This is a genomic window from Sporosarcina sp. Y1011 (assembly GCF_057669885.1).
This window is the reverse complement of the sequence record NZ_JBYHFP010000029.1, coordinates 1-20311: the sequence shown is the minus strand read 5'-3', so window position 1 is coordinate 20311 and position 20311 is coordinate 1. Positions and strand designations below refer to the sequence as shown.

The 20311-nt window shown below is 42.8% G+C and carries 19 protein-coding genes, 1 tRNA gene, 1 other RNA gene and 1 other annotated feature; of the genes, 4 read left to right on the top strand and 17 right to left on the bottom strand.

Annotation, left to right across the window (positions count from 1 at the left end):
* Window positions 1-143: 143 nt before the first annotated feature.
* The 6 genes from AC25Y5_RS18380 to ffs form a co-directional block, all read right to left on the bottom strand.
* Entirely contained in the window at window positions 144-407 is a 264-nt protein-coding gene (locus AC25Y5_RS18380; protein WP_482103450.1) for a pro-sigmaK processing inhibitor BofA family protein, read from the bottom strand.
* Between the two features lie 55 nt (window positions 408-462).
* A complete protein-coding gene (locus tag AC25Y5_RS18375; protein WP_488141550.1) occupies window positions 463-675 on the bottom strand; it encodes a YaaL family protein in 213 nt (70 codons plus the stop codon).
* 13 nt (window positions 676-688) lie between these two features.
* Window positions 689-1285, bottom strand: a complete 597-nt coding sequence (gene recR / locus AC25Y5_RS18370; protein ID WP_482103448.1) for a recombination mediator RecR — start codon at window positions 1283-1285, stop codon at window positions 689-691.
* Window positions 1286-1296: 11 nt separating this feature from the next.
* On the bottom strand, window positions 1297-1617 hold the full coding sequence (locus AC25Y5_RS18365; protein WP_488141549.1) for a YbaB/EbfC family nucleoid-associated protein: 321 nt from the start codon (window positions 1615-1617) through the stop codon (window positions 1297-1299).
* Window positions 1618-1638: 21 nt separating this feature from the next.
* Window positions 1639-3396 carry a DNA polymerase III subunit gamma/tau gene (gene dnaX, locus AC25Y5_RS18360; protein WP_488141548.1) on the bottom strand — a complete coding sequence of 586 codons (1758 nt, stop codon included), beginning with the start codon at window positions 3394-3396 and terminating at the stop codon, window positions 1639-1641.
* Window positions 3397-3670: 274 nt separating this feature from the next.
* An RNA gene (ffs, locus tag AC25Y5_RS18355) (signal recognition particle sRNA large type) lies at window positions 3671-3937 on the bottom strand.
* Between the two features lie 117 nt (window positions 3938-4054).
* On the opposite strand from ffs, the gene AC25Y5_RS18350 reads away from it, so the two are divergent.
* Window positions 4055-4147, top strand: a tRNA-Ser gene (locus tag AC25Y5_RS18350).
* 132 nt (window positions 4148-4279) lie between these two features.
* Here AC25Y5_RS18350 and thrB read toward each other — a convergent pair.
* Genes thrB through AC25Y5_RS18335 form a run of 3 tightly spaced genes read right to left on the bottom strand, consistent with a single transcriptional unit; the run spans window position 4280 to window position 7526 of the window.
* Window positions 4280-5173 carry a homoserine kinase gene (gene thrB / locus AC25Y5_RS18345; RefSeq protein ID WP_488141547.1) on the bottom strand — a complete coding sequence of 298 codons (894 nt, stop codon included), beginning with the start codon at window positions 5171-5173 and terminating at the stop codon, window positions 4280-4282.
* A complete protein-coding gene (thrC, locus tag AC25Y5_RS18340) occupies window positions 5173-6231 on the bottom strand; it encodes a threonine synthase (RefSeq protein WP_488141546.1) in 1059 nt (352 codons plus the stop codon). The genes thrB and thrC overlap by 1 nt, the downstream gene beginning before the upstream one ends.
* The gene (locus tag AC25Y5_RS18335) at window positions 6231-7526 is read right to left on the bottom strand and encodes a homoserine dehydrogenase (RefSeq protein WP_482103443.1); all 1296 of its coding nucleotides are present in this window, start codon (window positions 7524-7526) and stop codon (window positions 6231-6233) included. The genes thrC and AC25Y5_RS18335 overlap by 1 nt, the downstream gene beginning before the upstream one ends.
* A gap of 157 nt (window positions 7527-7683) precedes the next feature.
* On the opposite strand from AC25Y5_RS18335, the gene AC25Y5_RS18330 reads away from it, so the two are divergent.
* Window positions 7684-9054: an aspartate kinase gene (locus AC25Y5_RS18330; RefSeq protein ID WP_488141545.1), complete on the top strand. Its 1371-nt coding sequence runs from the start codon at window positions 7684-7686 to the stop codon at window positions 9052-9054.
* A gap of 160 nt (window positions 9055-9214) precedes the next feature.
* Here AC25Y5_RS18330 and AC25Y5_RS18325 read toward each other — a convergent pair whose 3' ends face one another.
* Entirely contained in the window at window positions 9215-9883 is a 669-nt protein-coding gene (locus tag AC25Y5_RS18325) for a deoxynucleoside kinase (RefSeq protein WP_488141544.1), read from the bottom strand.
* Window positions 9870-10517, bottom strand: coding sequence for a deoxynucleoside kinase (locus tag AC25Y5_RS18320; RefSeq protein WP_488141543.1), 648 nt, complete (start codon window positions 10515-10517; stop codon window positions 9870-9872). Before AC25Y5_RS18320 ends, AC25Y5_RS18325 begins: the two co-directional genes overlap by 14 nt.
* 320 nt (window positions 10518-10837) lie before the next feature.
* On the opposite strand from AC25Y5_RS18320, the gene tadA reads away from it, so the two are divergent.
* Window positions 10838-11341 carry a tRNA adenosine(34) deaminase TadA gene (gene tadA / locus AC25Y5_RS18315; RefSeq protein ID WP_488141542.1) on the top strand — a complete coding sequence of 168 codons (504 nt, stop codon included), beginning with the start codon at window positions 10838-10840 and terminating at the stop codon, window positions 11339-11341.
* 21 nt (window positions 11342-11362) lie between these two features.
* Here tadA and serS read toward each other — a convergent pair whose 3' ends face one another.
* From serS to pdxS, 3 genes are all read right to left on the bottom strand, one after another.
* Window positions 11363-12640, bottom strand: coding sequence for a serine--tRNA ligase (gene serS, locus AC25Y5_RS18310; protein ID WP_488141541.1), 1278 nt, complete (start codon window positions 12638-12640; stop codon window positions 11363-11365).
* Between the two features lie 109 nt (window positions 12641-12749).
* Window positions 12750-12966, bottom strand: a binding site (T-box leader).
* 81 nt (window positions 12967-13047) lie between these two features.
* Entirely contained in the window at window positions 13048-13620 is a 573-nt protein-coding gene (locus AC25Y5_RS18305) for an NUDIX hydrolase (RefSeq protein ID WP_488141540.1), read from the bottom strand.
* A 185-nt stretch (window positions 13621-13805) separates the two neighbouring features.
* Window positions 13806-14651, bottom strand: a complete 846-nt coding sequence (gene pdxS, locus AC25Y5_RS18300; protein WP_488141539.1) for a pyridoxal 5'-phosphate synthase lyase subunit PdxS — start codon at window positions 14649-14651, stop codon at window positions 13806-13808.
* A 258-nt stretch (window positions 14652-14909) separates the two neighbouring features.
* Here pdxS and pdxR point away from each other — a divergent pair, with 258 nt between their 5' ends.
* A complete protein-coding gene (pdxR, locus tag AC25Y5_RS18295; RefSeq protein ID WP_488141538.1) occupies window positions 14910-16325 on the top strand; it encodes a MocR-like pyridoxine biosynthesis transcription factor PdxR in 1416 nt (471 codons plus the stop codon).
* Window positions 16326-16344: 19 nt separating this feature from the next.
* On the opposite strand, the gene AC25Y5_RS18290 is transcribed toward pdxR, so the two are convergent.
* The 3 genes from AC25Y5_RS18290 to AC25Y5_RS18280 form a co-directional block, all read right to left on the bottom strand.
* Window positions 16345-17691, bottom strand: coding sequence for a serine hydrolase (locus AC25Y5_RS18290; protein WP_488141551.1), 1347 nt, complete (start codon window positions 17689-17691; stop codon window positions 16345-16347).
* Window positions 17692-17831: 140 nt separating this feature from the next.
* The gene (gene guaB, locus AC25Y5_RS18285) at window positions 17832-19295 is read right to left on the bottom strand and encodes an IMP dehydrogenase (RefSeq protein ID WP_488141537.1); all 1464 of its coding nucleotides are present in this window, start codon (window positions 19293-19295) and stop codon (window positions 17832-17834) included.
* 106 nt (window positions 19296-19401) lie between these two features.
* Window positions 19402-19878 (bottom strand): glutathione peroxidase, encoded by a 477-nt coding sequence (locus AC25Y5_RS18280; RefSeq protein WP_488141536.1) that lies wholly within the window; start codon window positions 19876-19878, stop codon window positions 19402-19404.
* Between the last annotated feature and the right edge of the window lie 433 nt (window positions 19879-20311).

The following is a 20311-nucleotide window of genomic DNA, read 5'->3' as shown; positions in this document are numbered from 1 at the left end:
CTCATTGATGTTTTGCTGTTCAGTTTTCAAGGTTCATTTGGTTAGGAATTACGTTTCATTCCTTATTGTTTGGTCTGCCTCACTGGCGACATACATAAGATTACTACGTCTCAACAGATAAGTCAACACTTTATAAAATATTTTTATAAAAGTACTGCAAAAGTGCATAGCGCGGCAATTCCCGGTATCCCTAAAACAGCTAGTAATAACCCAGAAGTAATATTGACCGGAACATAGACACCGATAAACCCTCCAGCTACATTCATTGCAAAAAGAACTAGGAACGCAAGTGCCAATCGGAACCAAAACACAGACAACCGTTCTAACGCTTTGTGAATGTGCTTTTTGTCTACGAGTACTAATAGAAGAAGAACCAAACCAACAACGATAATACTGATAACCTTCACGGGATACACCTCTTTTATAAGAATGGTCCATTGTATGCGGTCCCGTGAAAATATATCAATTACTTCCTAGCCGTCTTGCTTTCGCTTCTTTGTATAAGTAAAAGTGCTTAATTTCCGCTATTTTCCTTCTGGTGATAATTTCTTGATCATATTCATTGAGATACTTTTCAACGTCTCTCGCCTGTTCCCACTCAACTTTTGTTTTAACCATCAATGAATGTAGGCGTTCATCAAACTCTTTTTTTAACTTACTTTTTCGCCCAAACACTATAGAGGACCCCCTATAATTCCCGACGGCCTTCTAGCGCCTTCGATAATGTAACTTCATCTGCGTATTCAAGGTCACCGCCGACAGGTAGTCCATGTGCAATCCTTGTCGTTTTAATTCCAGAAGGTTTCACAAGCCTCGAAATATACATCGCGGTTGCTTCTCCTTCTATTGTAGGGTTCGTTGCCAAAATTAACTCTTCAACCTCTTCATTCTGCAAACGAACCAGTAGTGACGGAACATTGATATCTTCAGGACCAACTCCATCCATTGGAGAGATAGCGCCATGAAGAACATGATACAACCCTTTGAAATCTCTCATTTTCTCCAGGGCAATAACATCTTTCGGGTCTTGTACAACACAAATTAATGAACCATCACGTGTTGTATCCTGACAAATGTGACATGGATCGATGTCAGTAATATGTCCACAGACTGAGCAAAAGCGAAGGTTTCTTTTAGCGTCAACAAGGGCTTTTGCAAAATCAAGCACTGTATCTTCCTTCATACTTAAGACAAAAAACGCCAGTCGACCCGCTGTTTTCGGGCCGATACCTGGCAATTTCATAAAACTATCCATTAGTTTTGAGATTGGTTCAGGGTAATGCATTCGTGTACCTCCTAGAACATCCCGGGCAGGTTCAATCCTTTTGTGAATTGACCCATCGTAGAGTTCGTTAGTTCTTCCGCTTTAGTCATAGCATCATTAGTGGCAATGACAATTAAGTCTTGTAGCATTTCCACATCTTCCGGATCGACGACAGTCGGATCAACGAATACTTCAACAACTCGCTTATCTCCAGATACGATGACTTTCACCATACCTCCACCCGCTGCTCCTTCAAGACGCTTTTCGTTCAGTTCTTCCTGCGCTGTAGCCATTTGTTTTTGCATTTTTTGCATTTGCTTCATCATGCCTTGCATATTTCCCATACCCTTCATGTGTGTTTCCTCCTCTAATTTTTAATCATCATGCACTTCTATGAAATCTTTACCGAAAATCTTTTCCGCTTCAGTTACAATCGGATCGGCATTTTCCTGTTCGGCTTCCTTCACAAAAGAAAGCATTTCTTCTGCTGTCGAATCCTCATCAGTGTTTTCCGATTCTGTCTGTTTCGCAAGCCCGTTTTTCCGTATGAAGTCTCCCCTCACACTCAACCAACCATCTTCAGGAACATAAACGACTTCATACGCTTTCCCGGCACGCGATCGCAAAGCGTCTGATAGACCAGATCGAAGTGAAGGATTTTCAGACGCCATAAGGCAATGGATTTCATATTTGAATTTTAACACAAAAGCATTCTCAGATGCCGCAACCGGTTCTGTTTCTTCGAGAAGTGCAGCATGTGATCGTTGCATCGTTTGCATCATGCCAGCCCATTCTTCCCGAATTGTTTTAATGTCCTGTTTGGTTGCAGCTTTTAAAACCTCATGAATTTTACCTGTTGGAACTTTAAAGCCTTGCGAAGATTTCGATGCGTTTTTACGCGGTTGTGCTTGTTGAGCAACTGGTTGGGTATTCATACCGCCGCTTGACATCTGTTGCTGCAGCCCCATAATTATCCGTTCAAGATCTGCCACTTTCTCTGTAAGCGCGGAATCGACTACTTGGCTACCGCTCCCCTTACTTAGTGGAATTTCAAGATGGATCATTTTCAAAAATGCCGACTCAATATAAACTTTGGCATGGTTGGAAAAACGCATTTCTTGCTGTGTTTTCGCCAGTATGTCAATAAATAAATATAGCGTATCCAACTCAAATCGTTTCGCCATTTCTACAAAACGATCATCGCCAGGTATAAGCTCAAGTAAATCCTTTAAATCTGGTGCTGTTCTAAGAAGTAGAAGGTCTCGAAAAAAAGTGATTAGATCTTCCGCTAGCCTAGAAACATCTTTTCCTTCGGCAATAAGTCGATCTAGCAATGATAGGACCGCTCCAGCATCTTTGCTATGTAATGCATCTGCTAGCTGATGAAAAATATCTTCACCAATCGAACCCGTTACAAGTAGTGCATCATCAGCATTTATTCTTTCTCCACTGAAGGACACTACTTGGTCGAGCATACTGAGCGCATCCCGCATTCCACCCGAAGCCGCCTGTGCAATTACTTTCAAAGCACCTTCATCGGACTCGATTCCTGCATCTGCAAGAACCGTTTTCATGCGGTCCACAATATCATTAGAGGTTATCGGTTTAAAATCAAAGCGTTGACATCGCGAAATAATAGTCAGAGGCAATTTATGCGGTTCTGTAGTCGCTAAGATGAATACAACATGAGACGGTGGCTCTTCTAAAGTTTTCAAAAGGGCATTAAATGCTGAATTTGATAACATATGCACTTCATCGATAATATACACTTTAAAACGGGCATTCGATGGTGCAAATCGTACTTTTTCAATAATGTCCCGCATTTCTTCAACACGCGAGTTCGACGCCGCATCAAATTCGATGACATCTGTATTAGATCCTTCTGTAATACTGAGACATGTCGAGCATTCGTTGCACGGCTCTTTCGCCGGTCCATTTTCACAGTTTAATGCTTTTGCAAAAATTTTCGCCGCACTGGTCTTCCCTGTACCCCGCGGACCTGAGAAAAGATATGCATGTGTCGTTTTATTATGAAGGAGGGCATTCTGAAGTGTCTGTTTCACATGTTGCTGTCCGGACATCTCAACAAAAGATTGAGGCCGATATACACGGTAAAAAGCTTGATACACCAACAGTTTCCTCTCCTTTTGACGCAATGCGCTAGTGTATCTAGTATAGCACAAATACATACGTGAATCTCTTATTCAATCACACCTCGGTATGATTGCGCCCAAACTGTGTATTGAGCTTACTCAATACACTCCATTGTAGACTTTAGACTAACGAGGAGGGATTGAACTATATCTTTCCACAGAAATAGTAATCCGTAATACGAGAGCTTTTTAGCTTTATACGCAACAAAAAACTCGCCCATAGAAATGGACGAGTTGGATTATAAATTTAAAGCCGTGCACCTTCCTTCGACAGCCGCACATAAGCGTTACTCCTGTCGCCAGCTCGGTCTAGGCGACCCCGCGGCACATGAGAAATTCTACTTAATGCTGCTTCCTTCCGGACCTGACATGGTTCATAGGTTCCCATTGCGCGGGACCCAAACGTCAACACTGCGTGCAAGAGGCAGACCCTACAATACGGACAGCCTCGGGAAGGGATTCAGTCTTGCTAGAGCGGATTGCAAGTTACAGGACACCGCTATCTCCCCACCTAGCACGGCATTTCTAAGTATACATCCCATAAGCAAAAAAATCAATTCAAAAACAAATTTGTTCTATTTCGTCGAAAACTGTTGACACTCTAATTCATACATGATAAATTATGAATTGTTGATACGGAGGTATACCCAAGCTCGGCTGAAGGGATCGGTCTTGAAAACCGACAGGGGAGTCAAATCCCGCGGGGGTTCGAATCCCTCTACCTCCTCCATTTTTTCAACAAACTACATATGCTTGAAGTCTAATTCGTTAGCAGATAACGAATTTTTATTTTGCCAATTTTATCAGTTAAACCTCAAGAAGCGAAGCCCTTAAACGGGCCCGCTTCTTTTTTGATATCTATTCAATTAATCACAGCACCTGTAACAGATGGTCTGACAGCAATACAGTTATAGTAAGAAAAATCGCTCGCCAATTGTTTAGCTAGTTCATGCTCTCGACCTTGTTCCACCATTACAAATAACGAGGGACCCGCACCACTGATTGTCATGCCATACGCACCATACTCCCGGCAGCTTTCACGAATTCGTTCAAACTCTGGGAACAATTCCTTCCGATATGGCTCGTGGAAGATGTCCTTTTCCATCATGCGTCCTACAGTCTTCCAATCTCCATGTACAATTGCCGCGGAAAGCACATTTCCAGCTGCACTGCCGAGCACCGCTTCCGAATATGATAACTCTTTTGGCAATAGCCCCCTGGAGGCTTCCGTTAGTAGAGCTTCAGGCGGTACAAGAATTACAGCCCCCATTTGCGGTTCACGAATATGAATAGTGTCTATTTCTACACCATCAAAGTAGGAAATCGTCACTCCTCCTAGAAGTGCAGCCGAAATATTATCCGCATGCCCTTCATACTCACTTCCCAGCAATACCTTTTCCTTGGCTGTAAGATTCAACTTAAGTAGTTGATTTGCAATTTCAATACCTGCCGCAATTGCCGTTGCACTGCTTCCAAGTCCTTTGCCAAGCGGAATGTCCGAACGAACGATTAGCAAACAAGCCGGTGCCTCACGATTATTGCGCTCGGCTATATCTGTAACAGTCTTGACAATCAAATTATCTTCTCCGGTCGGCAAACCCTCAAAACCGTCATCTTCATAGATAACTTTCCAAGTCTCTGCAGGCGTTACATCAATAGTCATATAAAGATCTAGTGCAAGCCCGATACTGTCAAAGCCCGGACCAAGGTTTGCCGTCGATGAAGGAACTACGACGGAAAAACTGGATCCATCCATTATGCTTTCCCCGCTTTCAACCCATTAAGAAACGCATCAAATTGTTCACGAGTCATCATTGGCTTTTCTTTATTCACTTCAATCGCTGTCTCCGGATCTTTTAAACCATTACCCGTCAATATCGCGACTACAGTTGAACCTTTCTTCAGCAAGCCATTTTCTACTTGCTTTTTAACACCCGCAATTGAAGCACATGAACCGGGTTCTGCAAATATACCTTCTGAAGAGGCAATTAAACTGTATGCTTCCAAGATTTCCTCATCCGTTACAGCGAGAACAGTTCCATTTGATTCTGATAATGCAGCATTGGCCAGTTCCCAACTCGCCGGATTACCAATCCGAATAGCAGTCGCAACCGTTTCAGGATTTTCGAATACGCGATTATAAACAATCGGTGCGGCTCCATCGGCTTGTACACCAAGAAGAACCGGCTTCGCAGTTCCTTTCTTATCTGCATATTCTTTAAATCCTTTCCACGCCGCAGAAATATTACCTGCATTTCCAACCGGAAGCGCAAAAATATCCGGTACTTTCCCAAGTTGCTCTATCGTTTCAAACGCAATGGTTTTTTGACCTTCTAAACGATAAGGATTAACCGAGTTTACCAGTGCAACGTCTCCCTCACCTGCCGCACGGACCATATTAAGCGCATCATCAAAGTTCCCTTCGATTTCTACAATCTCTGCTCCATACATTTTTGCCTGTGCAAGTTTACCAAGAGCGATTCTACCTTCTGGAATAACAACAATTGTCCGCATTCCAGCACGCGCGCCGTATGCCGCCGCCGATGCAGATGTATTGCCTGTCGATGCACAAATTAGAACCTTTTTACCTTCTTCTTTCGCTTTTGCGACTGCCATGACCATACCGCGATCTTTAAAAGAACCTGTTGGATTCGTCCCTTCCGTTTTCACGTAAAGGTTAATTCCCCATTGTTCGGATAAATTCTTCATATGAATGAGAGGAGTATTTCCTTCTTGCAACGTCAGCTCAGGCGTATTCTCCGTCACCGGTAACCATTCTTTATACTCTGCGATTAATCCATTCCATCTTTTCATCATTCTTCCCCCTCTACCCGGTAATGGCTCATTACGCCGATCACATTAGGTGTTTCATTCAATTCGTTTACAATATCAAGATGTTGTTGGCGCGAAATTTGGTGTGTGATGAAGATAAGGTTTGCGTTCGCTTCTTTTTTGTCAGAATGCTGAACGACTGTCGCTAAACTCGCACCATGCTTGCTGTATATAGACGTCAAATTGGTCAGAACACCTATTTCGTCTTTCACAAGAATACGATGGAAGTAACGTGCGAATTTAGCACTGTCGCTTTTCACTTGTCGTTCATACTGTGGTGCGTGCAACCTTTTGCCATTTACACCTAAGAGTAAATTTCGGCACGCTGCGATAATATCTCCTGTTACAGAAGTTGCAGTCGGCAAAGACCCTGCGCCAGGTCCGTAAAACATCGTCTCTCCAACCGCGTCCCCGTATACATATACCGCATTGAATTCATTGTTTACCGATGCCAAGGGATGCGAATTTGGGAAAAACACGGGTTCAACCGCTATTTCAACACCGTCTTCATTCTTTTTGGCTGATCCCGCTAGTTTAACTGTATAGCCGAACTGCTCCGCGAGTTCTAAATCGCCTTCTCTGATTTCCTTCAGCCCTCGGACAAATACATCTTCCAACCGGACATCTGTAGAGAATGACAGCGACGCCAAAATGACCATTTTACGCGCCGCATCAATTCCATCTACATCCGCTGATGGATCCGCTTCTGCAAAACCAAGTGCCGTCGCCTCTGCCAATGCATCTTCATACGACATTTTTTCATGCTTCATTTTCGTCAATATGAAGTTTGTAGTCCCGTTCACAATACCCGTCAATGCACGTATCCGATCTGAAGCTAGCCCGTCCTCGAGAGTACGGATTAACGGAATCCCACCGCCGACACTTGCTTCGTAAAATAAGTCACACTTATTTTCATCAGCCAACTTCAATAACTCAAGTCCCGATTCAGCCATGACATCTTTGTTTGCCGTTACAACACCTTTTCCACCCCGGAGAGAGCGTTCAATCGCCTCTTTCGCTTCAAAGGTGCCGCCCATCACTTCAACTATTATATCAATAGAGGGATCACCGATTACTTCATCCAGATCTGAAGTAAATACATCTGAAGAGAGCATCGTATCCCTTTCTTTAAATAAGTTTTTCACGAGAACTTTCTTAATTTTCACAGTTACGCCGAGTTTATGTTGCAAGTCTTTTTGATGCCCCAGCAAAATTTTAGCCACTCCGCTCCCTACAACTCCGAATCCTAATAGTCCAATGTTAATTTCATTTTTCATTTGACGATTCCCCTAACTGTATGTACACTATGAAAAAACAATTGTTCTTTACATAAGGACATTATAGTGAAATATTCGGACATTAACAACCCATTTATGATAAAGTCACTAAATTGATAGAATTAACCCATTATATAATAGATTGGATTTGATGAATATGAAAGTCTGTAAATTTGGTGGAACGTCAGTTGCGTCTGCCGACCAAATAAAAAAAGTCGCACAAATCGTTTCTGCTGATCCGTCCCGGAAAATCATTGTTGTCTCAGCACCGGGCAAACGCTTCAGCACAGATGAAAAAGTAACAGACTTGCTTATTCAACTTGCTGAAAAGGCTCTTAAGGAAGAAGACACACAGAATGAACTGGCAGAAGTAGTAGAACGCTACGAACAGATTGCCACTGGACTAGGTCTTTCAATGGAAATTATCTCTGTCATCGAAAATGACTTGCGGGAACGTCTAAATAACGATAAAAATGACACTAACCTATTCATGGATTGCTTGAAAGCATCAGGAGAAGATAACAATGCGAAGCTGATTGCAGCCTATTTTGCACATATTGGATTGGATGCACACTATGTTTGTCCAAAAGATGCCGGTCTACTTGTGAACGAACGGCCTGAGCGGGTACGTGCGCTGCCAGAAGGCGATGATTGTCTAGTACAATTACGAGATAAACCAGGCATTATTGTTTTCCCAGGCTTTTTTGGCTACACAAAAGAAGGCACACTCCGTACTTTCAACAGAGGCGGGTCGGATATTACAGGGTCCTTATTAGCGGCCGCGACACAAGCCGAGCTGTATGAAAATTTTACGGACGTCGATTCAGTCTTTGCAGCCAACCCGAACGTCGTAGATAACCCTGTCGGCATCGAAAAAATGACTTACCGCGAAATGCGGGAATTGGCCTATGCCGGATTCTCTGTTTTCCACGATGAAGCGCTTATGCCCGCATTCAACCGCTCCGTTCCTGTATGCATTAAAAACACCAATAACCCAGAAGCTCCCGGTACACTTATTGTCAATGAGAGAAACTACTTTGCGAAGCCAGTCATCGGCATTGCCGCAGACAGTGGATTCTCAACACTCTTCGTTGATAAGTATTTAATGAACCAAGAGATTGGTTTCGGACGGAAGTTACTGCAAATTCTAGAGGAAGAAGAAATTCCGTTTGAACATACACCATCGGGTATCGACAACTTGTCGGTCATCATTCGTAGTAAATTTCTCAACGCGGCTAAAGAAGAACGGATTGTACGTCGAGTGAAAGAGGAACTGAAAGCAGATCATGTACATATGCATTCCAATTACTCTATGATTGTCCTTGTGGGAGAAGGAATGCGACATTCCACTGGACTTGCTGCCCGTGCCGCCTCCGCAATCGCACGTACAGGTGCCAGTATTCAAATGATCAACCAAGGTTCTTCTGAAGTCAGCCTTGTCTTTGGCGTTCATAAAGCAGACGAGACGAAGATATTAAAAGAACTGTATGCTGAATTTTTTCTGAAGTCTGCAATATTGTCAATTTAATGGTTGGCGCATCATCTAATATAGATGATGCGCCCTTTTTTTCAAAATTGATATGGAGATTTTTTAACAATGGAGCTTGTAAGATTATAAAAGCGAAAGAAACCCGAAGTCTAGTCAAAAAAAACAGCCTATGTAAAAGGCTGTTTCGTTACAATATTGTTCATTTCTTCAAAAGTGCTGTCTGCTCAAGTGCATGACCGATTCGTTCTATAATTGTCTCCACTTCTAGTGGATTAGCAACAAGGTCATAATCATTAATATCAAGGCGCAATACGGGACAAGCGTTGAACGAATTTATCCAATTCTCGTAACGCCCGTACATTTCCTCCCAGTATGCAATTGGCGTCTGCTGTTCCATTTGGCGTCCTCGCTCTTTGACTCGCGCAATAATGCCATCCAATGGCCCTTCCAGGTAAATGAGCAAATCAGGGTGTGGGAAGTAAGGCGTCATGACCATCGCTTCAAACAAATTGGTGTACGTATCATAATCGACTGGATTCATCGTCCCTTTTTCCATATGCATCTTCGCAAAAATTCCTGTATCTTCATAAATTGAACGGTCTTGGATAAAGCCACCGCCGTATTCAAAAATCCGTTTCTGTTCTTTAAAACGTTCTGCCAGGAAATAAATTTGTAGATGGAAGCTCCACTTTTCAAAGTCATTGTAAAAAAGGTCGAGATATGGATTCTGATCGACATTTTCAAATGATGTTCTGAATTTGAGCGCATCTGCAAGTGCCTGTGTCATTGTAGATTTTCCAACGCCAACTGTCCCTGCGATTGTAATAACAGCGTTTTGAGGGATGCCGTACTTTTCACGTAAGTTCATTCAACTTAACTCCTTTTCCTATCGTTGCATCGACAGTGTCTAATATGAATTGCAAATCTTTTTCATTATTAACGAAATCTAGATTATCCCCATTGAACCTAAGAACGGGAATTTTAGGATGAGCTATTTCAAAATATGTGATAAACGCTTCGTAATCTTCAGCGAGCTGCTGTAAATAAGCCGGATCCATATTTTTCTCGAAATCGCGGCCACGCAGTGAAATCCGTTTTATCAGTGTTTCTAGACTCGCGTGTAAATAAACGATGATGTTCGGAGGAGGCATGTCCTTCGTCAAAATCATATAAATTTCCTCGTACTTCACATACTCTTCAACACTTAGTGTTCGTTTCGCAAAGATCAAGTTTTTAAAAATATGATAATCAGCGACAACTGGCTTCTGTTCAATCAATAGTTCTTTTTTTGTATCACTGAGCTGCTTGTATCGATTACATAGAAAAAACATTTCAGTCTGGAAACTCCATTCCTCGATGTTATCGTAGAATTTATTTAAAAATGGATTCTCATCCACAATTTCTTTAAGTTGATGAAATTGTTGCGTATCAGCGATGGCTTTGGAAAGTGATGTTTTCCCAACTCCAATCGGACCTTCGACCGCTATGAACGGAACAGACATCTGAAGTCCTCCTTACGTCGTCATTATGTAATGCTCTTCATTTTATCACACGGGTGAATTGAAATATATATTGCACAATTATCTTAATTGCCCAACAAAATTATTCCACGTGGAACAATTGAAAAGCGTAAGCGGCCGTTTTGACGCGACAGGCATAAGACGGAACAGCGAAGCGTTGCCTTTTACCGCGCAGCCGGGCCGACTTATGACCCGAGCATCTGGCTGCTGAAGCTAGACAATCGAAATGCGGAAGCGGCTGTTTAGAAAGCCAACCTATATTCACCTATAAAATGCTACAATGTTTTCAAGGAGAGATGACTTTGACTACCTTTAAAAAAGACCAGCTATACATGCAGATGGCAATTGACGAAGCGATGAAAGCACAAGCGCTTGGTGAAGTGCCTATCGGCGCAATCATCGTTCATGACGACAAAGTGATTGCACGGGCACATAATTTACGGGAAACCACCCAAAACGCCGTCACGCACGCGGAGTTGTCCGCCATTCAGGACGCATGTAGCGAAATCGGCAGTTGGCGGCTTGAAGATACAACGTTGTACGTGACACTCGAGCCATGCCCTATGTGTGCAGGTGCTATTCTACAATCCCGAATCCCGCGCGTTGTCTACGGTGCCCGTGATCCGAAAGGTGGTTGCGTTGACTCGTTATATCGCTTATTGAACGACCCTCGATTTAATCATGAATGTGATGTGGTTGAAGGCGTACTTGCGGATGAGTGTGGGGAGATGCTGACGGCATTTTTCAGGGCTATTCGTGAACGGAAAAAGAGAACGAAAAAAGAAATCGTGCAGGACGTCGAATGACGCCTTGCACGATTTTTACTTTTACAATGTAATGACTTCTTTTCCGCCCATATAGGGACGTAGAACTTCAGGAATAACGACAGAACCATCTTCTTGTTGATAGTTTTCAAGAATGGCCGCCACAGTACGTCCTATTGCAAGACCACTGCCATTCAATGTGTGAAGGTATTCTGGTTTCGCACCCACTTCACGACGGAAACGAATATTTGCACGTCGCGCTTGGAAATCTTCAAAGTTAGAACAAGATGAGATTTCACGGTACAAGTTTTGTGTAGGAATCCATACTTCTAAGTCATACTTTTTAGCAGCTGTAAATCCTAGATCGGCTGTACACATTTTCAAGGCACGATACGGCAATTTCAACAATTGTAATACTTTTTCTGCGTGCCCCGTCAGCTTTTCAAGTTCATCATAAGAATCTTCCGGTTTCACAAAACGAACAAGCTCAACCTTGTTGAACTGATGCTGACGGATTAAACCGCGTGTATCTCGACCAGCTGATCCCGCTTCTGAACGGAAGTTTGTGCTATATGCAGCAAATGCGACTGGTAATTGAGCTGCATTTAGAATTTCATCACGGTGGAAGTTCGTGACAGGTACTTCAGAAGTCGGAATGAGGAAGTAATCCTCTTCATTGACCAAAAACGCGTCTTCTTCAAATTTGGGTAGCTGTCCAGTACCCGTTAAGCTCGTACGGTTTACCAAATAAGGAGGTAGCATTTCTTCATAACCATGTTCTTCGATATGGAGGTCAAGCATGAAGTTAATCAATGCGCGCTCTAGACGTGCTCCCAACCCACGATAGAAAACGAAACGGCTTCCCGTTACTTTTGCAGCACGTTCAAAGTCGAGAAGATTTAAATCCGTTCCTAGTTCCCAGTGGGGCTTCGGCTCGAATTTGAAGTCAGGTTTTTCACCCCACGTACGCACTTCTACGTTATCGTCTTCGCTATCGCCAACAGGTACGCTGTCATGCGGGATATTAGGAATACGCATCATGATGTAATCCAATTCTTCTTCTACACCGTGTAGTTCTTCATCGAGTTTTTTGATTTCATCCCCGACTTCACGCGTGCGCGTAATAACGTCATCTGCATTTTCTTTATTGCGCTTCATTTCAGCTACCTTTTTCGATACTTCATTGCGCTCTGCTTTCAAAGTTTCAACATTTGCAATCAGTTTTCTACGTTTTTCATCGAGATCTTGAAATTTATCAAGCTGGGAAATATCTTCCCCGCGTTTAGATAGCTTCTCTTTCACTTCATCGAAATTTGCTCGTACTTTTTTAATATCTAACATGGCTATTTCCTCCTTTTTTTTCAGACGAGGATGGTAGGTAGGTGACGAAAACAGCGTGTTCACCTGGAGTCTTGGAGCCAGACAACAAAAAAAGCCCTCGAATCCCTATAAAAGGGACGAGAACTACCCGCGTTACCACCCAAATTGACTGGACAAAAGTCCAATCCACTCCATTGAAATAACGGCTCAATTGCCGGCTCAGGCCTACTAAATGGTTCAGCCCGGCTACTCAGGGACGGATTCACAAGTGTCTATACCGGCTTGCACCAACCGCCGGCTCTCTGCAAAAGAACATTCTTGTTATTAATTCCCATCATCGTCTCGTGTTTGAAATTATAACAACTTTACTACATGGCTGATTTTTTGGCAAGTCATTCAGATAAGGATGTATTCACTGTCTTCTTTAATCACACAAGGAATAATGCAACTTGCTCAAAATAGCTGGTTTCATGGGGGACAAAATCATTCAGACTGATTACTACCGACGTCCCGTCATGGATATTACTGCAGTTCACTGCCGTGACTTCTGACAAGAATAGTTGAATCAAGGCTCGCCTCTCCACGACATGGATACTTTCAACTTCTTCCAATTGCAAAGAAAAATCGCTTGCCCTCAAGGTGGGTTTATACAGAAAGATGTTCGTAAACTCATGATCAATAAAGTTTGACAGTTCGATGCGATCTTGAACGACGCCTTTTGAATGCAGCTTCGATAAATCAACATCAATGCCCAGTTCCTCTTCCACTTCCCGGACACCGTCTGCCACTGTTTCGGTTGAAAGGATATGCCCTGCGGCAGTAATGTCAAACAAACCAGGAAAATCCTTTTTCACGTTACTCCTTTTTTGAATATAAACAAACTTTTCGTCCAGTAGCCAGCAATGGAACGTTTCATGCCATAAACCATCGCGATGAATATTATCTCTACTTTCATCTCTCAAGTAAATATAGTTTTCATCAAAAACTTTTAAGCGTTCCATTCTAATCATTCCTTTCAAGTATAACCAGACCGTCCCCTTTTAACGAAGATGGTTATAAAACGATCCTATCAGACGCAAGTTATTGAAATCGGTCGCAAAAATACTCTTGAAAATAAATTGAAGAGGGTAATATGCTCATATACTGAACATATTACCCTCTTCAATTTACAATACAGTTTTATTTATTACCAACCACGCTCAGACATACGCTCTTCTGCTTGAAGCGTACCAATTTCCAAACCTTTCATCGGTTCGCCGATGTCTTTGGATAGTTCACCAATCAGTTTGTAGTCTTTAAAGTTTTCAGTTGCTTTTACAATGGCACGTGCAAATTTCTCAGGGTTCTCTGACTTAAAGATACCCGAACCTACGAATACGCCGTCTGCGCCAAGCTCCATCATGAGTGCAGCATCCGCTGGTGTCGCCACACCACCAGCAGCATAGTTTGTCACAGGAAGACGTCCGTGCTTTTTAATCGCAAGTAGAATTTCATACGGTGCACCAAGATTGCGAGCTTCCGTCATGACTTCATCTTCGTTCATATGAACGAGTCTCGTCACTTGTGCATGGACCATACGAAGGTGACGTACTGCCTCAACGATATTTCCTGTTCCCGGTTCGCCTTTCGTACGAAGCATTTTAGCGCCTTCTCCAAGTCGCCGTGCCGCTTCTCCTAAATCACGTGCTCCGCAGACGAATGGTACGTTGTAAGCACTCTTCAACAAGTGGAATTCTTCATCAGCTGGCGTAAGTACTTCACTTTCGTCAATGTAATCAACACCCAATGCTTCAAGAACACGTGCTTCTGAAATATGTCCGATACGTGCCTTCGCCATGACCGGAATCGAAACAGCGCCTTGTACGTCCGTGATGATACGCGGATCCGCCATGCGCGCAACACCGCCCGCTTTTCTAATATCGGAAGGGACACGTTCAAGTGCCATTACTGCGATTGCACCCGCTGCCTCTGCTATTTTTGCCTGCTCTGCATTAATGACGTCCATTATGACGCCGCCGTATTTAAAGTTCATGTTCATTTCCCCTTTTTTTTATTGTCGCCACTTATCAGGCGCAACTTCTTTTCTTATTGTCTAGTTTCCAGCGCCTAGAGGCTCGGGTCATAAGCCGTGCCGACTATACGGTAAAGAACACCGTTCCGTCAGCACGTCTTATGCCTGTCGCCTCTGGACAGGCGCAACTTCTTTTCTTATTGTTCAGTATAATGTAATATGACCTTATTGAAACCCCCAGTCTCAAACAAATTAGAGGGGTCAGTTGGAGTGATTGTTGTGGAAATGTTATTAATCAAATTAGAGAAAAGTACGGAAACCCCGTTATATGAACAAATTTATAATCAGATTCGACAGGACATAACAGATGGTAAATTACCGGTCGGCATGAAACTTCCTTCCAAACGTAAGCTTGGTGATTTTCTATCTGTAAGTCAGACAACGATTGAACTTGCCTATGCACAGCTCGCAGCGGAAGGGTTTATTTCATCAAAACCTCGAAAAGGCTTTTATGTACAGGAAATTGAAGAGCTTGCTTACGTCCAACCGGTTCAGCCTTCAGAGGAAGCACTTGCCAAGAAGATTGAAGATGTAACTTTTGACTTTTCTCCAGGTAAAATCGACACGGGGTCATTCCCTTTTTCACAGTGGAGGAAGTACGCAAAAGATGTTATCGATGCATCGTCCAGTGATCTCCTTCTTCTTGGGCACCCTCACGGAGATTTGGAACTTCGACAAGAGATTGCACGCTATTTGTATCATTCGCGCGGTGTTGACTGCACTGCAGCGCAAATCATCATCGGATCCGGGACAGAACAGCTCATGCCGCTTGTTATTCGAATCCTTGGGACAGAAGCGACGTACGCAATTGAAGATCCCGGCTATCCGTTGACCCACCATGTTTTTTTCCACAACTACCGAGAAGCAATTCCAATTGCAGTTGATGAAGAAGGGATGGATGTAGGGTCCCTGCAGGACTCAGGAGCGTCCATAGCATATGTCACTCCCTCACATCAATTCCCTACAGGTATTGTCCTCTCAGCGGCACGTAGGACAGCCTTGCTGAACTGGGCTTCATCGGATGACAACCATTTTATTATTGAAGATGATTATGACAGTGAGTTCCGATATACGGGACGACCAATCCCTTCTTTGCAAGGTATGGATAAAGGCGGCAACGTCATCTATTTGAGCACGTTTTCAAAATCACTGATGCCTTCTCTGCGGATTGCTTATATGGTGCTTCCCCCGCTGTTACTCAATCGATATGAAAAAGCATTTATTCACTACTCCGCTACTGTACCGCGGCTTGATCAGCATATCCTCGCCCGTTTCATGGCTGGTGGACACTTTTCACGTCATCTGAACCGGATGCGCAAAATATATAGACGTAAACTTTCAGGATTAACGGAAGCGCTTCTTCCCTATGCTCCTTACGTTTCATTTTCAGGCGATGAAGCAGGCATGCATATCATCCTTACCGTTCATATGTCCAAAGATGAAAAGGCTTTATCAGAAATAGCCCTAGAAAATAGTATCCGGGTGTATGGTTTAAATGACTACAGGACAGCACCAGTGGCAGGTGAACCTTCCTTTCTCCTCGGATTCGGTGGTCTTTCAACGGATGCCATCAAACTAGGAATCGAAAACCTCATGCGTGCATGGTCCATTAAAAAAGGCGAGGAATCCAATTAAGGATTCCCCGCCTGATCTTTTATTTAAATAAACCTTTTATAAATCCGATTGCACCATCCCATATACTTACAAAGAAATCGCCAATCGCACTCATTGTAAGCGAGAACCAGCCGGCCTTCTCAACAGCGTCTTTCGTCACAACTTCAGCTGCTGGATTTTCAGAATCTATGAAACCATAATCAGTGCCTTCTGTTTTCACAAGATTCACATGACCGACAACTGTTCCTTTTTTGATTGGTGCTTGGAGTGCACCGTCCTTCATTTTGGACTCATCGATTACCAATTCAGGTACAAACAAATCTTTTTCACTTGTTTTCACCATCATGCTGATGGGTTCCTTTACCTCGATGGCAACGGTCTTTTCTTTCCCTTTGATGACGTCAAGTGTTTTTGCATCTTTGAATTGATAGCCTGCAGGAACAAATTCCACTTCAGAGAATTGGCCAAAACCATAATCAAACAGCGCACGCGTCGCATCGAATCTTGCTTTGTACGAACCTTCTCCCTTTGCATCCACCGCTTTCATAACAACTGCAATCACTCGTTTACCGTCACGTGTTGCCGTACCAGTGAAATTGTGACCTGCAAAGTCGGTCGTACCTGTCTTCAAACCATCGACGCCTTCATATTCATAGACAAACCCTGGAAGCATGAAGTTCCAGTTGTCCATTTTAGTTGCATCGGACGTACCTTCACGGAATACTTTCGAATTGATTTTCGTCGTCTCCAAAACTTTCGGGAAGTCTTTTAGCAGTTGATAGGCAAGCTTTGCAACCGACTTTGCGGGCATGACGTTTTCATCCTCTTTGCCCGTCCCTTGTGGATGCATCCCTTGAAGGTCTTTATTATTTAAGCCTGTCGAATTGACAAATTTATAATCTTTCAAACCCATTTCTTCAGCTTTTGCATTCATCAGCTTCAGAAATTCAGTTTCTGTGCCCGCAATCGTTTCAGCAATTGCAATTGTTGCTGCATTCGCGGAATAAATCGCTAACGCTTCATACAGCTCTCGAATTGTATATGTGCCGTCTCTCCGCAACGGTACATTACTGAGACGGAGGTCCTGTGAAACGGCATATGTATAATCGTTCACTTTGTATTCCTGATCCCAACTTATTGTACCTTCCTTGATTGCTTCAAAAAGAATATACTCAGTCATCATCTTTGTCATACTTGCAATACCAAGTGGCGTATCTGCATTTTCTTCATAAAGTATTTTACCACTTTCCGCATCAATTAGAATTGCGCCGTCGACATAAATGCCAAGTGCTGATTCTGCCTGAGCTGGAGCTGTACCGAGTGTCGTTAGTAGCAGTAGCGGCATTAACATGAATGCCACCAATTGTCTCATTTTTCGTTTCACCATAATACCTCCGTCGTTGCTATTTCCCCAAAACCATTTTATCATATTTATGCTACTCCATGGGAACTAAACCGAAAAAGCACCTTTCCGCTCATATGTAGACGCAGGAAAGGTGCTGAAGTTCCTTCATTTGTACTCAAAACTCAAAGTGAATAGTTTGGAGCTTCTTTTGTAATTTGTACTTGGTGTGGATGGCTTTCACGTAAGCCTGCACCCGTCATACGGATAAACTGTGCTTTTTCACGCAAATCACGCAAATCTTTTGTACCGCAATAACCCATGCCTGCACGAATCCCACCAACTAACTGATGAATTGTATCTGAAAGTGAACCCTTATAAGGCATGCGTCCTTCGATTCCTTCCGGTACAAGTTTTTTCGCATCATCTTGGAAGTATCGGTCTTTTGATCCCTTTTCCATCGCGGCGATCGACCCCATTCCACGGTACACTTTAAAACGGCGTCCTTGGAAAATTTCAGTTTCTCCCGGACTTTCTGTCGTACCGGCAAGAAGACTTCCAAGCATAACAGCATGTCCTCCTGCTGCTAGTGCTTTAACGATATCGCCTGAATACTTAATCCCGCCATCAGCAATAATCGTCTTTCCTTGCCTCCGTGCTTCTGAAGCACATTCATAGATGGCTGTGATTTGTGGAACTCCGACACCGGCAACAACACGTGTCGTACAAATCGACCCTGGGCCGATACCAACTTTTACAACATCAGCACCCGCTTCATAGAGCGCGCGTGTAGCTTCCACTGTTGCAACGTTTCCAGCGATAATATCAAGTTCCGGGAACTCTAACCTAATCTGAGCAACTACATCCAGAACACCTTTGGAATGTCCGTGTGCTGTATCAATAACGATTACGTCAACTTCAGCATTCACAAGTTTTTCAACACGTTGCATTGTGTCAGTCGTAACGCCAACTGCAGCACCTACCAGAAGCCTACCCTGCTTGTCTTTCGCTGCATTTGGGAATTCAATTACTTTTTCAATATCCTTAATTGTAATCAAACCTTTGAGGATACCATTTTCATCAACAATCGGAAGCTTTTCAATTTTGTATTTTTGCAAAATCTTTTCAGCATCTTCCAATGTAGTGCCCACAGGAGCCGTCACAAGATTCTCTTTCGTCATTACATCATCAATGACAAGCGAGTAGTCTTGGATAAAACGTAGATCGCGGTTTGTCAGTATGCCGACAAGCTTTAATTCTTCGGTATTGTTTACAATCGGAACCCCAGAAATACGATATTTGCTCATGAGATGTTCAGCGTCGAAAACCTGGTGTTCAGGTGACAGGAAAAATGGATTTGTAATTACACCATTTTCAGATCGTTTTACCGTGACTACCTGTTCAGCCTGTTCTTCAATGCTCATGTTTTTATGAATGATACCTAGTCCGCCTTGACGGGCCATGGAAATTGCCATCTTAGACTCCGTTACTGTATCCATTCCCGCACTGATAACTGGAATATTTAACTTTACTTTATCGGTTAGACTAACGGAAAGTGATACATCTTTGGGCAATACGTCTGAAGGTCCCGGTATTAGCAACACATCGTCGAATGTCAGCCCTTCACGTGCAAATTTTGTTTCCCACATACCAACAAACCTCCTATTAGTTTCAATTGAATATTATTAAAATGTTATCAGCGGTCGCAATGACTGTCAAGGTAGTGGTGATAAGTAAAAGTATTGCTATTATTCACTAAATAATTTTTTCAATGGACTTCTTCATTTTTAGCGGTGAAGTTTGCGGTGCAAACCTTTCCACTACATTCCCCTCACTGTCAATAAGAAACTTCGTAAAATTCCACTTGATGCCCTCTGATAACAATCCCTTTTTTTGAGAAGTCAAAAATGTAAATAGTGGTTCAGCATGTTCACCCTTCACATCTATTTTAGCAAACATTGGAAAGTTTACGCCGAAGTTGATTTCACAAAACTCCATCGTCTTCTCGATATCATCGAATTCTTGATCATTGAAGTTATCCGATGGAAAGCCAAGTATGACGAGACCTTGGTCTTTGTTTTCCTCATATATCTCCTGTAACTCTTTGAACTGGTTGGCAAACCCACATTTGCTCGCTGTGTTTACAATAATTAAAGGTTTTCCTCTAAAGTCTTCCAACGCTTGAATTTCACCATTCGTTTTTTTCACTGAAAAGTTATAGACTGAATCCATAGATTCATACCCCCTTTTTGGATTGTGTTTAAAGAGTAAGCTGAACTAGACATAATTACAAGGATTCAGGATTGAGAAGTTATATAAAACAGATACTCAATTTATTAAGTCTACGGTACAGAATTTCTAGTACGATATTTCAACTGGCTTATAGAATTTGTTTACCAGAACTAACTATTATCTATTTCACTTTCATTAGGATTATAAACTGACAATCTAATATAAAAATAAAAAGCCATTAACCGAAGGCAATGACTTTACTTTGAGACCGGCATCGTCCGGTTCTCACGTATCTCATAGGCTCTGATCCCCCTACCTTCGCTTCCTCGAACTCTACTGTCCCTCCCCTTTCTCACATTCCATTGAATTACTTCAATATAACCTTCGGTCAAAATCTATATAAACATAAAAAAAGCCATTACCCGAAGGCAAT

Bases quoted from the DNA above. Each gene is read 5' to 3' on its own strand.
- recR (WP_482103448.1), bottom strand. From the start codon at position 1,285: ATGCATTACCCTGAACCAATCTCAAAACTAATGGATAGTTTTATGAAA.
- AC25Y5_RS18365 (WP_488141549.1), bottom strand. From the start codon at position 1,617: ATGAAGGGTATGGGAAATATGCAAGGCATGATGAAGCAAATGCAAAAA.
- thrB (WP_488141547.1), bottom strand. From the start codon at position 5,173: ATGGATGGATCCAGTTTTTCCGTCGTAGTTCCTTCATCGACGGCAAAC.
- thrC (WP_488141546.1), bottom strand. From the start codon at position 6,231: ATGAAAAGATGGAATGGATTAATCGCAGAGTATAAAGAATGGTTACCG.
- AC25Y5_RS18335 (WP_482103443.1), bottom strand. From the start codon at position 7,526: ATGAAAAATGAAATTAACATTGGACTATTAGGATTCGGAGTTGTAGGG.
- AC25Y5_RS18330 (WP_488141545.1), top strand. From the start codon at position 7,684: ATGAAAGTCTGTAAATTTGGTGGAACGTCAGTTGCGTCTGCCGACCAA.
- AC25Y5_RS18325 (WP_488141544.1), bottom strand. From the start codon at position 9,883: ATGAACTTACGTGAAAAGTACGGCATCCCTCAAAACGCTGTTATTACA.
- AC25Y5_RS18320 (WP_488141543.1), bottom strand. From the start codon at position 10,517: ATGTCTGTTCCGTTCATAGCGGTCGAAGGTCCGATTGGAGTTGGGAAA.
- serS (WP_488141541.1), bottom strand. From the start codon at position 12,640: ATGTTAGATATTAAAAAAGTACGAGCAAATTTCGATGAAGTGAAAGAG.
- AC25Y5_RS18305 (WP_488141540.1), bottom strand. From the start codon at position 13,620: ATGGAACGCTTAAAAGTTTTTGATGAAAACTATATTTACTTGAGAGAT.
- pdxS (WP_488141539.1), bottom strand. From the start codon at position 14,651: ATGAACTTTAAATACGGCGGCGTCATAATGGACGTCATTAATGCAGAG.
- AC25Y5_RS18290 (WP_488141551.1), bottom strand. From the start codon at position 17,691: ATGGTGAAACGAAAAATGAGACAATTGGTGGCATTCATGTTAATGCCG.
- guaB (WP_488141537.1), bottom strand. From the start codon at position 19,295: ATGTGGGAAACAAAATTTGCACGTGAAGGGCTGACATTCGACGATGTG.
- AC25Y5_RS18280 (WP_488141536.1), bottom strand. From the start codon at position 19,878: ATGGATTCAGTCTATAACTTTTCAGTGAAAAAAACGAATGGTGAAATT.